The following is a 13,011-nucleotide window of genomic DNA, read 5'->3' as shown; positions in this document are numbered from 1 at the left end:
TGTATTGATATCAACCAAACGGCTCACCCAAACTGTAGGAGCTGACGAGTGAAACGAGGCTGCGATCTTTTGACTTTGCCTTTCAAAAGCAAGATCAAAAGATCGCAGCCTGCGGCAGCTCCTACAGGGGAAAAGCGAGTCAGCTACCAGTCCGGATCTTGTTCCAAACCCGCGTGCGGATGCGGTCGATATTTAGCGGCATTGCTTCCAGCGCGAACAATTTGCCCATCATCTCCGGACTCGGATAAACCTTGGTGTCGTTCTTGATTGCCGGATCGATCAGGCTGTCGGCTTGCTCGTTGCCGTTGGCGTAGTGCACGTAGTTGCTGATGCTGGCCATGACGTCCGGGCGCAGGAGGTAATTCATGAACGCATAACCGGCCTTCTCGTCCGGGGCATCGGCGGGCATGGCGACCATGTCGAACCAGATTGCCGCGCCTTCCTTGGGAATGTTGTAGCCGATGTCGACACCGTTCTTGGCTTCCTTGGCGCGGTTTTCCGCTTGCAGGATGTCGCCGGAGAAGCCGACGGCCACGCAGATATCGCCGTTGGCCAGGTCGCTGGTGTACTTCGAGGAATGGAAATAGCTGACGTACGGCCGCACTTTCATCAATAAGGCTTCGGCCTTCTTATAGTCCTCGGGATTTTTGCTGTGGGGCGGCAAGCCCAGATAGTTGAGCGCCGCCGGGAGCAATTCCGGGCCGTTGTCGAGAATTGCCACGCCGCACTTCTGCAGCTTTTCCATGTATTCGGGCTTGAAGATCAAGTCCCAGGAATCCACCGGAGCGTTGTCGCCCAGCACCGCTTTGACTTTCGCGATGTTGTAGCCAATGCCGGTGCTGCCCCATAGATACGGGAAGCCATGCTCGTTGTTCGGATCGTTGACCTGCAAGGCCTTGAGCAGCACTGGATTGAGATTCTTCCAGTTCGGCAACTGGCTCTTGTCGAGTTTCTTCAGCGCTCCCCCTTGAATCTGCCGGGCCATGAAATGGTTGGACGGAAAGACCACGTCGTAGCCGGATTTGCCGGTCATCAACTTGCCGTCGAGGGTTTCGTTGCTGTCGTAGACGTCATACGTGACGCCGACGCCGGTTTCTTTCTGAAAATTCTTCGTGGTGTCTGGCGCGATGTAGTCGGACCAGTTGTACACCTTGACCGTTTCCGCCGCCTGAGCGAGGGAAACGGCAAGCATCAGCGGTGCCAGAGCAAGGGTCTTTCGGATCATGGGGCGATTCCTGTGTAGGTTTTTTTGTTGGCAGGCAATCAAAGGGATCAAGCGATCAGAAAATCAGCACGTAGGTTTTGCGCACGGTCTCCTGGATATCCCAGATGCCGAGCGAGTTGGCCGGCAACATCAGTGCGTCGCCACCTTGTATGTGCAGGGTTTCACCCCCGCCGTCCGGGGTGAACGTGCAGCGCCCGGAAATGAAATGGCAGAATTCCTGTGCGGTGATCTGCCGGCGCCAGCGTCCGGGGGTGCATTCCCAGACGCCGGTTTCGACGCCGTCGTCGCGCTCGACGCTGGTGGTAGAGGCAACCGCGACCGGCTCGCCCAGCGGCACCGCCACCGGATTGGATTCGTCGAGTGGCAATGTCGCGGTGTTCTTGAATTGCGTAATACTCATGGTCTGACCTGTCTGTTCGATAAACGACGTTTAGTGCATGAAACCTTCCATGAAGCCCGCCACCTGACTGGCCAGTTTGCGCCGCCATGGCGCGGTCGCCGGGTTGGCCAGGGTCTGGTCTTCGTGGACAAAACTTTTGATGATTGCGTTGTAACCGAGCCAGCGGCATGGCTCCGGCTCCCACGCGCGCAACGCATGAATCGCGCCGTCGGGCAGCACCCATGGCTGTTGAGTCAGTTCGCTGTCACGCTCCAGAATCAGATCCGCCAAGGTACGGCCGCCGAGATTGCTGGCGCCAACGCCCTCGCCGCCATAACCGCCCGACAATGCAATGCCGTTGGCGCGGTCGCAGAGCATGTGCGGTTTGAAGTGTCGGGACATGCCGAGGTTGCCGCCCCAGGCGTGGGTGATCTGCACGTTTTTCAGTTGCGGGAACAGCTCGCCGAACAGATAGCGGCGCAGTTCGACTTCATCGCGGGTCAGGTCAAAGTTGTGCCGCAGCTTGCCGGCAAACTGGTAGCCGCCACGGGCGCCGAAGATCAGGCGATTGTCGGCGCTGCGCTGGCCATACGTGACCTGGCGGCTGAACTCGCTGAACGCTTGCCCACGATTGAGCCCGATTTCATCCCAAGTGGCGGCAGACAACGGCTCGGTGGCGACGATCAGGCTCTGCACCGGTAACTGATAGCGACCCAACGGCGGCAAGGTCACCGAATAACCTTCGACTGCCGGCACGATCCAGTGACTGCGCACGCTGGCCTTCGCAGTACGCAGGCTGCCCGACTGCCAATGGGTGACCGGGCTATTTTCGTAGATTTTCACACCCATGTTCTGCACGGCCCGCGCCAGACCGCGCACCAGTTTGGCCGGATGGATGGTCGCCACGTGCGGCGCATAAATGCCGCCATAAGGCTTGGCCACACGGATCTGCTGCGCCAGTTGCTCGGGGCTGAGCCAGCGGTAATCGTTGTCGGTCAAGCCTTGGGCGTGCAGTTTGCTCAAGTAGTCGCGCAGGGTGGCTTCCTGTTCCGGATAGCGCGCAGCACAGTAAAGAACGCCGCCCTTGCGGTAGTCGCAGGCGATGCCTTCACGCTCAAGGACAACCTCGACTTCATCGGGAATGCTGTGCAGCAGGTCGAACGAGGCTCGGCGCTGCTCTGGCGACAAACCGGCCAGCAGCCGATCCTCGCCGAGCAGATTCCCCATCAGCCAGCCGCCATTGCGGCCGGAAGCACCGAAGCCGGCGGTTTGCGCCTCGACGATGGCAATGTTCAGGCCGGGGGCCAGTTTCTTCAGGTAATACGCAGTCCACAATCCGGTGTAGCCGGCACCGATGATCGCCACGTCGACGTCCAGGTCCCGCTCAAGCTCAGGCCGCGCAATCAGCGGCTCATCGAGTTGATCCATCCACAAGCTAATAGTGCGCCACGCCGGCATGCAAGACTCCGCCACTGAAAACCTTCGATGGCGTCGATCCTAGTGCGTGAGCTCAGCCGATGTCTTGCGCGCGTGTCCGCAAAGAAATTTGTTTGGCGTAAGCCTTCGGTGACTGCCCGGTGTGCTGGCGGAAGCAGCTGTAGAACGCCGATAACGAATTGAACCCGGCGGCGAACGCCAGCTCATCGATGCGCACGGGTGGCGCGGCATTGTCCAGCGAACGGAGCAAATGCTGCAGGCGCGCCTGATTGACGTAACGGTAGAAACTTTGCCCCAACACCTGATTGAGCAGGTAGGAAATCTGATTGCGACTGTACCCGCACTCCTTCGCTACCCGCTGCAGGTCGAGTTCGGGATCGAGATAGGCTTGTTGTCTTTCGAAGTATTGCTGCAGGTCTTCAGCCATGAAACTCAGTTGGCGTGGCGACAAACCCAGGCGACTGACTGCCGGCCGCTGGCTCGCCGTGGTGCTGCCATTGCTTTGTGTGCGCACCAGAGAAGCATATTCATTGACGCGCCAGATCAGCCCGTCCTTGACCGTGATCGCTTCGCTGGAACGAAATGACACCAGCCCCTCACCGCCACGCAGAGTCACTTCGTATTGAATGAACGCGGTGTTGCCATCCACGCGGATTCGATCGCAATGCTCGAGCAGTTCGTCGGATTCTCGCGGCATGCTGACGCGCACGTACTCGCGTAACTCTTCAAGGCCGAGAACACGGTTCTGAAAAAAATCGTTGTATTGAATGTCCGCGTGATACAGCGCCATCACGCTGTCCAGATCCCGATGCTTCCAGCTCAAGTGGTAGCGCATGACCGTGGCGGACGTGGCTTCGCTCTGGTCGGGGCCGTCGTCTTCGGCGTGCATAAAATGCTCATCGCAAAAGAGTCGAGCTTGCCCAAATTCGACACTGGCAGCAATGGCCCATAGATAGTGGCCATTTGACCATGACGCTCACCGAGCGTGACATACATCAAAAAAATCAAAGCAATCGCCAAATGAACTGAAAACTCTCACAGGAATTTCACATCGAGATGCTACTTTTAATGTCAGTCACCGGTTGAGCCAATGAAGGCTCTTCCCACCTAACATGAGCAAACGGAAGCGCTCGATGAAGAAGGCGGGCAACACATGAATAAAGGGTCAAGCAAAGTCACGTTCCCCAACGCTTGCCAGCTGATGCGCTGGCATTTTCATCCCATGGGTTTCGAGGCAACAATGGATGCGCCGGGCAGCATGATTGCCCGTTTGTTCGATCGAGTCAGTGGTGAAACGATGATCGCCATCGCCGGCATACCGTGCGCTACGGTGATGAATGCCGCTGATGTCGAGCGAATTATTGAAGCGGTGGAGGATGAGTTGGAAGCCTTTGTACCTCCAGAGTCTCTCAGGAGCTACGCATAAGCGTCTGATTCAAAACGAAAAGCCCGCATTCTTGCGGGCTTTTTTATGGTCAGGCGATAGACTTTTCCAGTCGGTGATCGGCGAAGAACGCTTTGCCTTTGCTTACCCGGTCGGACGCCCGTGGCATGTTAACGGCCTGAGTATCCTGCGGCTCGACATACCAATAACAATGACTGACAGCGCGGGTAATACCGACATAAGCCAGGCGCAGGATTTCGTCCTTTTGCGCCGTGTCATACGGTTCGCTGTCGCCATTTTTGCCCAGCCCGGCCATGCGGTAGACCTGATTCTTGTAAGGCGAACTGGTCAGATGCTGGCAATCACCTAGCAGAAACACTGCATCGGCTTGCAGACCCTTGGCACTGTGATAAGTCAATTGCTTCAGCCTGCGAGCGTCGTACGGCAAACTCGAATCAACATTAACTACTGCTTGAATATGCTCTTCAATCAATGACTTATCGCTACTTTTTCGATACAACATCAAGATTGAATGACCTTGGCGGTAGTGTTCGGCAAGGCGCCGCCCCAAGTCCTGATCATCGCGTTGCAGAACGTTGACCGGCTGCAAATGCTTCGGCTCGCCGCTGGCCTTGGCCTTCTTGCCGGGAATCGCCGGCGCTGCCCGGACAATGTGCTCGGCCGCGTCGATGATGTGTTGATGACTGCGATAATTCTCACTGAGCATCACCCGCGTGGTACTCGGCGACGGGAATTCCTTGTTGAACTCCATGAAGTAACTCGGCGAACTGCCCCGCCATCCGTAGATGGACTGCCAGTCGTCCCCCACGCATAACAACGACGAGCGCTGCGCTCCCCGACCAACGTGCATCGCCGGTCCACGACTGCGGATTTCAGTCAGGCTGGCGCGGATCCACGAGACGATCTGTGGCGACACATCCTGAAATTCATCGACCATCAGGTGCGACATCGGCCGCAGCAGCTCATCACTCAACAGCTTGAGATTCTCTGGCGAATGCTCGCTGAACAGCGCAAACATGCGGTTGTACGTCATCACCGGCGGTTTCTGGTCCAGCAAATGATCTTCAAACGCCCGCCAGAACAGGCTCAGGGCTTCAAAGAAAAACCGGTCCGTGTCGTCCTTGGCAAAACTCATGCGCCCGACAGCGTCCGGAACATCCAGCCCTAGATTCTCGATAAAGCCTGCGGCGGCGACAAAACAATCGAGCAAAGGCGCCGATGCCAACTCGCCTTTGACCTTGTAGTCGAACCCGGGCCCCGCGCTGGCATCGCCTGCCAGGGTCGCTAAAACACGCTTTGATGATTCGTAACTATCCATCCAGATCAATGGCTTACGACAGAAAGCTTGAAACAGGGTGCGCTTTACTGCCCACTCCGCCCGAACTGACAGCTTGGCGTTGGGGCGGCAAGCCTGAGGATTCTCCCGGGGATCAAAGCCAAGCACTACCCAAGCATCGAGTGTCGGAATATACCCGTGGCAATGGAACGTCGACCCATTGATATCAAAGGTCTGCCGGTTCGGCTCAATGCCTTTGATCGGCCAGGCGCCGGCGCGCAACCACAGGTCCTCGATGGCATCGCACAGTTCCTCGTCGCGCTTGGCTGCCAATTCGGTCACCGCCATGCGTTTCTGTACGTCAGGATGATCGCGCTCCAGTTCCTTGAGCTGCAATCCTGCGCGCGACAGCGGTTGAATCAACTGGCGGAAACGCTCGTCCTCGTTGAATAACCGGTGATAGCAGGCGTTCAATTGTTGGCGTTGTGCATCGTTGATGCGCAGGTCGAACGGATTGCTATCAACCTCCTCGTCGCCGCCCTGTGGCCGCAGGCTAAGGTTCTCGAATGCCTGCAAGCGCTCGAATCCGGGCAGGCTGCGAATCATCGGTAAGATCCGCGAGTGAAAGGTTCGCACCAGCTCGCGCGCCTGTTTCAGTGTGAGTGCCTGATCCCAGAGTGCGAACAGCTCGATCAACTTATTGACGAAATCCTTGCGCGACTCGCGAGTGAAGGTCACCACCGTCATCGAGTCCAGCTCGAAGCCGAGGTAATGGGTCAACAGCAGGATGCGCAACACCAGCGTGGTGGATTTGCCGGCACCGGCGCCAGCCACCACCGAGGTCGACGGCGTATCGCTGAATATCATTTTCCATTGCGCAACGCTCGGTTGCGCATGCTCAGGCAACAAACGCGCGACATCGGCCTTCATGCGCTTTTTCAGCTCGGCCGTCAGCGGCAGCCGCCAATCGTCGAACAGATGATTGTCGACACTCGGCGGACGATGCTCGGTGCTTCGGCTGTCGCGGATCAGCAGGACTTGCCGACCCTCTTCCAGACCTTCGAGCTTGCCTTCTCTAAAACCATATTCGACGCCAGCGGTGTGCCCGCTGCGAAAGCCATCTGCCTGGCCATGCAACCATGAAGCACGATGCTGGGCGCGCAATCGCGTCAATCCGTGGCCAAAAAAGCGCGCGGCCAAGCGTTTGAACCATGGCATCTCGGCCAAAGGGCGAAGCTCGGAGGGAAGATCGGGAGTGTGTTGCGCCACGCTGACGGGCTCCAGTGTGTGAGGCTGTTGCGGCTATGGTGTCTGTATTTGCCGTTGAGTTCTAGCGAAATGCTTACAGGTCATTGGTTTAGGCGATCAATTGAAGGTGAGACCAGACGATTTCGAGTGGCGTTCTCATCAATAACTTAGATAATAATGCCGCACTTTTTACGCTTTTTATCGATGGTTAACTGATAGATGATCGCCGTCATAAACCAACGGTCTCGTGTCGGGTGCAACCATCGCGCCCCATGACGAGCCTTTTGAGGAGACGATCATGCTTGAACTCAGACCTTTCAGCTCGCTGGGCGGCGCCCATCACGGCTGGCTGGATGCTCATCACCATTTTTCGTTCGCCGAGTATTACGACCCGCAGCGCATGAGCTGGGGCAATCTGCGCGTGTGGAACGACGACATCATCGCCGCAGGTACCGGTTTTCCGCAGCATCCGCACCGCGACATGGAAATCATCACTTACGTCCGTGAAGGTGCGATTACTCACCAGGACAATCTTGGCAACAAAGGCCGTACTGAAGCGGGCGACGTGCAGGTAATGAGTGCCGGTACCGGCATTGCGCACAGCGAGTACAACCTGGAAGCGCATGACACCAAGATCTTCCAGATCTGGATTCTGCCCACCGAAACCGGCGCGCCGCCTTCGTGGGGTGCAAAACCGTTTCCAAAGGGCGAGCGTGAAGGCTTCGTGACATTGGCCAGCGGCAAGGACGGCGATGACCAGAGCCTGCGCATTCGGGCCGATGCACGTTTGGTGGCTGCGAATATCAAGGCTGGGGAAACCGCAGAGTATCGACTGGATGAAGGACGCCGCGCCTATCTGGTGCCAGCAACCGGCGTGATTGAAGTCAACGGCTTGCGTGCGCAAGCTCGAGACGGTGTCGCGGTTGCGCATGAGCAGGTGCTGACCGTCACGGCGATTGAAGACAGTGAAATCGTTTTGGTGGATCTGGCTTGATCGTTTGAACGCGAGCCACAAAAAAGGGGCAACCATGACGGTTGCCCCTTTTTTATCTTCGCTTTGCAAACTCCGTATTTTGGGGAGATTTATCCCCTCTCTACTGGGTTATCTGCAGGCTCGGATCATTTGGTCGAAATAGCGCCATCCACTAACGTCTGCGCTTCGGCCACCAGTTGCTTGAGGTGGTCGTCGCTGACGAAGCTTTCGGCGTAGATCTTGTAGATGTCTTCGGTGCCGGATGGACGCGCTGCGAACCAGCCGTTTTCGGTCATCACTTTCAAGCCACCAATCGCCTGATCGTTACCCGGTGCGTGGCTGAGGATGCTTTGGATCTTCTCGCCTGCCAGTTCAGTGGAAGTGACCTGTGCCGGCGACAGTTTGCTCAGCAAGGCTTTTTGTTCAGGATTAGCCTTGGCATCGACACGCACCGAGAACGGCTCGCCCAGTTCATCGGTCAGCGCGCGATAAGCCTGGCTTGGATCGCGCCCCGTGCGGGCAGTCATTTCAGCCGCGAGCAAGGCCGGAATCAGACCGTCCTTGTCAGTGCTCCAGACACCACCGTCCTTGCGCAGGAACGACGCGCCGGCGCTCTCTTCCCCGCCAAAACCCAGCGAGCCGTCGAACAAACCCTCGGCAAACCATTTGAAACCGACCGGCACTTCATACAAGCGACGTCCCAGACGTTTGGCAACGCGATCGATCAGACCGCTGCTGACCACGGTTTTACCGACGGCAGCGTCGGCACGCCATTGCGGGCGATTCTGGAACAGGTAATCAATCGACACGGCCAGATAGTTGTTCGGCGCCAGCAAACCACCGGACGGCGTGACGATACCGTGGCGGTCGTGATCCGGGTCGCAGGCGAACGCCACGTCGAAACGCTCTTTCAAGCCGATCAAGCCCTGCATGGCGTGGCTGGACGATGGGTCCATGCGAATCTGGCCGTCCCAGTCGACGGTCATGAAACGGAAAGTCGAATCGACTTCCTTGTTGACCACGTCCAGGTCTAGACGATAGTGCTCGGCAATGGCCGACCAGTAGCGCACCCCTGCTCCGCCCAGCGGATCAACGCCCAGACGCAATTTGGCGTCACGGATGGCATCGAAATCGATGACGTTGATCAGGTCGGCAACGTAGGTATTCAGGTAATCGTGGCGATGGGTCGTGCCAGCCTTGAGCGCCTGCTCGTAGCTGATGCGCTTGACCCCGGCCAGCTTGTTGGCCAGCAGTTCGTTGGCCTTGGCTTCGATCCACTTGGTGATGTGAGTATCGGCCGGACCACCGTTGGTTGGGTTGTATTTGTAGCCACCGCTTTGCGGCGGGTTGTGCGACGGCGTAATGACGATGCCGTCAGCCAGGCCCGAGGTACGGCCACGGTTGTAGCAAAGAATTGCGTGCGAGATAGCGGGCGTCGGGGTGTATTCGTCACCCTCGGCGATCATCACGGTCACACCGTTGGCTGCCAGAACTTCCAGCGCACTGGCGCCGGCCGGGGTCGACAAGGCGTGGGTATCGATGCCGACGAACAACGGGCCGGTAATGCCCTGGGCTTCGCGGTACAGGCAGATGGCCTGGCTGATCGCCAGAACGTGCCATTCATTAAAACTCAAATCGAAGGAACTGCCGCGGTGTCCGGAAGTACCGAACGCCACTCGCTGAGTGGAAACCGATGCATCAGGTTGGCCCGTGTAGTAGGCCGTTACCAGTCGCGGGATATCGACCAACAATTCTGCCGGTGCCGGTTTGCCCGCAAAAGGACTGAGTGTCATGCAAAACCTCTGAGATCGAGTGGTTCAGGAAATACAGCGCAGTTTACTGGCAGTTTGACCGCAGTGCGATGGGATGTATCCGGATCAACTCAGATGTTTTTTAACGTCAGTCGCCGAGGCCAGTCGCAGTGCATCGGCGACCCGTCCTACCACATCTGGCAGATCGTGATCACTGTGACTGATCGGGCTCAAGCGCAGGTGATGTGGATAATGGCCGTTGAGGCTGAACAGTTCACCGGGGGCGATAACGATCTGCTGTCTGAGCAGGCGCTGGAACACTTCGTTCATGTCGACCCGACGTATCGAACGTAGCCATAGGGTTGCGCCACCTTGCGGTTCGACAATCTGCAGCGCATCGCCCAGACGCTCACGCAGCAAGTGGATCAATTGCGTTCGACGCTCCTTGAGCAAACGTCGCAGCACCTGCAAATGCTGGTCGATGCGGCCACTCGCAAACAATCGTGCGAGGGCTTTCTGGCGAGTCGCCGACAATCGAAACGAGCGCAGCAGGAAATGCCGTTGCAACTCGGTGCGCCACTGCCGTGACAAGACAAAACCGTAGGGCGCTTCGACCCCGATAAGTTTGTCGAAAGCGCTAAACACCAGCAACCGATCAGGATCCAGCCAGTCGCGCAGGCGCTGGGCATATGGCTCGTCGGCCAATTCGCTGCTGCAGTCGTTCTCCAGCACCCAGGTGCCATGGTTGGCGAGCAGTTGGGCAATCAACTGCCGATTGGCGTCCGGCCCGAGACTGCCGTGCGGCAAACTCAATGACGAAGACAACAGGATCAACCCGACTCGTTCGGACTGAAGCAGCATCACCAGTTGCTGCGGATCAAGCTGACCGTCAGCCTGCAACGGCAATTCGATCACCCTCACCTGCGCGGCTTCCAACAGTCGCAGGATCACCCAGTCGCAGGGTGACTCCACTAGCACCGTCACGTCTCGCAACTGCAGTACGCAGATCAGAATTTCCAGTACCGAACGCAGGTCGGCGCCTATGTACACGTCATCCGCGTGCCAGCAGTTAACCGGGGAAACGGTATATCGCGCGGCCAGAACCGTGCGCAGCTCCAGTTCACCACAGGGCTGCGCCAATGATTGTGGCTGGCGAGGGTACTGGCGCAGCAACTCGCGTTCGAGCATCAACAACGGACTGTCCAGAGACTGCAATGAAGCCGGCTCATCTGCACTCAGTACGCACATTCCTGGGAGGCGCGCATTGCCATACACCGCTTCAAGCACGTCGCTACCGTTGGCAGCTGGTGCCATCAGCGCGGACGCCTGGGCGTAATAGCCGGACTTGGCAACCGAATAGACCCGCCCTTCTTTCTCCAGCAACGAATAGGCGTACTGAATGGTCGAGATCGAGACATTCAAACGCTCCGCCAACTGCCTTAATGAAGGTAAACGCAGCGCACAGCCACTGACGGAGGCGTTGATCAACACGGTCAGATATCGATAAACCGCCTGATACGCGAAATCATTTTCCCGCCGGTATTTCATGGCTGCGGATCCGCGAGCCATTGCACTGCGACTCTCGCAGAAATCACGTTCAACCTTCCGCCGACCGCTCATTTGCGGCCGTTTGCGTGACAGCTGTCGCCGGTTTCTGCGAGTTCTGCTGCTCTAGCGACTCAGGAATCTGGATTACGCTCATGGCGTACAAACGGGCAATCAATTTCACCGGTAGCCCGCTGACCTCGGTCATCCACTTCATCACTTGTTCCGGGGCATGCAAGCCTTGCATGGCACGGTGCAAATCCGGCAATGCCACGAGCATGCCCGGATGACATTTGCGCAGAAATATTTCGAGCCCCGCGCCACTGTCGATAAAGGGCGCAAACAGCAGACACGTCAGCTGGTTTTCACTGAGATTGAAGGTTTCCTGCAAGTGACTGGCAGCGTGTATTCGCCGCTGTTCAAGATCCAGCAGGTTGCCGTAGGTTGCCAGCAAATGCTCACAAACCGGCTCGGGCACCTGATTGCGGCGCAATGTTGCGAGAGTGTCTTGCAGATAGACGGCAACACCGCTCTCATAGGTCTGGTCTTCGATGACACTCGCGTGCAATCCATGCAGGTGCGCGGCCACCAATGGCTCAACGAACTCGTGATCACCTTGATGCAGCGTCAGGTCGTCGGCCTGAAATCCGAGGAAGTCACTGAGCAAAGGCCAGCGCTCTTCGAGTTTGCCGACAATCATGTCGTTGATGTCGATGAAGCTGGAGCGACGACACGCCTCGAACTGCCCTTCCGGACGCCACGGCAATTGCTCGCCCTCCGTGTAAAAATGCCGGTAGTAGTCGCTACCCAGCCCGTCAAGCATCGGAAATAACGCCTCGAAACCGCGATGATTCGCCGGTAATCCGCCAATCCCGGCTTTGAGTGCCGCCCGATTGAGTCCTTCCAGAAACAGTGTCTGCCGACGAGGAGGCTCAGCGCCGATCATCGCGTCGACACCGTTGTTCCAGCGAGCGATCTGGCTGTAGAACTCCGCTGTAGCCAGGTAGGCGTCATCCCATAATTCGAGGATTTCGTTCGACGTTCGGCGATGCCCCGACATCAGCAGATTGACGCGATTAGCCTCGCGACTGGCTTCACTGACCACCGACTGGAAATCGAAGGGAGCAACCTGTCGCTGATCCACCATCAATAACTCGACCCGAGGATCGTCGTAGAGAAACAGCGCGCCGTAGCTGCGGTGCATGTTCTGCAGTGCGCCATGGCTGTTGCCATTCAAGCGCAAAGAGGCAACGCGCAATTGAAAGGTCGCCGGCGCCCGACCTGCAAGGCTCAGTTGCGCGGCTCGCAGCAATGCCAACGTGTAGCAACTGTCCCGTGAGCCTGACTGGATCACCAGCACCTTGAAGGATCCGATGTGTTCCATGCCGCCGGCCGCCACCAGCAGGCGCTGGATCAACAGCTGCAAAGCCGTCCGCTCTGCACGGGAGAAGAAGCTCAATAACCGTTGCAGAACTTGCTGGTAGACGTAATTCATTGCCTGATCATGGATCGTAGTCATCGGTATTTACCCGGTATCAATAGTTTCATGCCGCGCGCACTGAAAGGTCAGTCGCACAACAATTCATCAATAAGTAATAGACGCTTGAATGCTAACACTTACGCGATCGTAGTTATTTGAAACACATGAGCAATCAAAGACTGATCAGTGCACAACCAGCGCCATTAACACACTGTTATAGAAGGATATTTTTTGCATAAAAAATACCCTAGGAAACTTCCGACAACGTCCCACGACAATTGAGTACAAGAAA

At 57.3% G+C, this 13,011-nt stretch carries 10 protein-coding genes; 2 read left to right on the top strand and 8 right to left on the bottom strand.

Annotation, left to right across the window (positions count from 1 at the left end):
* Nucleotides 1-139: 139 nt before the first annotated feature.
* From ACIPIZ_RS00335 to ACIPIZ_RS00320, 4 genes are read right to left on the bottom strand one after another with little or no spacing between them, the layout of a single operon-like run.
* Complete coding sequence (locus tag ACIPIZ_RS00335) at nt 140-1,225, bottom strand: polyamine ABC transporter substrate-binding protein (RefSeq protein ID WP_064389897.1); 1,086 nt, start codon at nt 1,223-1,225, stop codon at nt 140-142.
* Nucleotides 1,226-1,280: 55 nt separating this feature from the next.
* Nucleotides 1,281-1,625, bottom strand: a complete 345-nt coding sequence (locus ACIPIZ_RS00330; protein ID WP_401163229.1) for a cupin domain-containing protein — start codon at nt 1,623-1,625, stop codon at nt 1,281-1,283.
* Nucleotides 1,626-1,655: 30 nt separating this feature from the next.
* The gene (locus ACIPIZ_RS00325; RefSeq protein ID WP_064389895.1) at nt 1,656-3,062 is read right to left on the bottom strand and encodes an FAD-binding oxidoreductase; all 1,407 of its coding nucleotides are present in this window, start codon (nt 3,060-3,062) and stop codon (nt 1,656-1,658) included.
* Nucleotides 3,063-3,114: 52 nt separating this feature from the next.
* The gene (locus ACIPIZ_RS00320) at nt 3,115-3,930 is read right to left on the bottom strand and encodes a helix-turn-helix domain-containing protein (protein WP_401163227.1); all 816 of its coding nucleotides are present in this window, start codon (nt 3,928-3,930) and stop codon (nt 3,115-3,117) included.
* A 264-nt stretch (nt 3,931-4,194) separates the two neighbouring features.
* Here ACIPIZ_RS00320 and ACIPIZ_RS00315 point away from each other — a divergent pair, with 264 nt between their 5' ends.
* The gene (locus ACIPIZ_RS00315) at nt 4,195-4,467 is read left to right on the top strand and encodes a DUF1652 domain-containing protein (RefSeq protein ID WP_064389893.1); all 273 of its coding nucleotides are present in this window, start codon (nt 4,195-4,197) and stop codon (nt 4,465-4,467) included.
* A gap of 49 nt (nt 4,468-4,516) precedes the next feature.
* Here the strand turns inward: ACIPIZ_RS00315 and ACIPIZ_RS00310 are convergent, their stop codons facing one another.
* Nucleotides 4,517-6,991, bottom strand: coding sequence for a UvrD-helicase domain-containing protein (locus ACIPIZ_RS00310; RefSeq protein WP_401163225.1), 2,475 nt, complete (start codon nt 6,989-6,991; stop codon nt 4,517-4,519).
* 277 nt (nt 6,992-7,268) lie between these two features.
* Here ACIPIZ_RS00310 and ACIPIZ_RS00305 point away from each other — a divergent pair, with 277 nt between their 5' ends.
* Nucleotides 7,269-7,964: a pirin family protein gene (locus ACIPIZ_RS00305; RefSeq protein ID WP_064389891.1), complete on the top strand. Its 696-nt coding sequence runs from the start codon at nt 7,269-7,271 to the stop codon at nt 7,962-7,964.
* A gap of 125 nt (nt 7,965-8,089) precedes the next feature.
* Here the strand turns inward: ACIPIZ_RS00305 and pgm are convergent, their stop codons facing one another.
* The 3 genes from pgm to ACIPIZ_RS00290 form a co-directional block, all read right to left on the bottom strand.
* Nucleotides 8,090-9,736 carry a phosphoglucomutase (alpha-D-glucose-1,6-bisphosphate-dependent) gene (gene pgm, locus ACIPIZ_RS00300; protein ID WP_064389890.1) on the bottom strand — a complete coding sequence of 549 codons (1,647 nt, stop codon included), beginning with the start codon at nt 9,734-9,736 and terminating at the stop codon, nt 8,090-8,092.
* Between the two features lie 84 nt (nt 9,737-9,820).
* Entirely contained in the window at nt 9,821-11,242 is a 1,422-nt protein-coding gene (locus ACIPIZ_RS00295; protein ID WP_122854729.1) for a PLP-dependent aminotransferase family protein, read from the bottom strand.
* Between the two features lie 49 nt (nt 11,243-11,291).
* The gene (locus ACIPIZ_RS00290; RefSeq protein WP_122854728.1) at nt 11,292-12,758 is read right to left on the bottom strand and encodes a hypothetical protein; all 1,467 of its coding nucleotides are present in this window, start codon (nt 12,756-12,758) and stop codon (nt 11,292-11,294) included.
* Between the last annotated feature and the right edge of the window lie 253 nt (nt 12,759-13,011).

This window comes from Pseudomonas sp. NPDC087690, from assembly GCF_044743175.1.
Classification (GTDB): domain Bacteria; phylum Pseudomonadota; class Gammaproteobacteria; order Pseudomonadales; family Pseudomonadaceae; genus Aquipseudomonas.
Note: the sequence above shows the minus strand (reverse complement) of the source record. Positions and strands in the feature narration are given on the sequence as shown.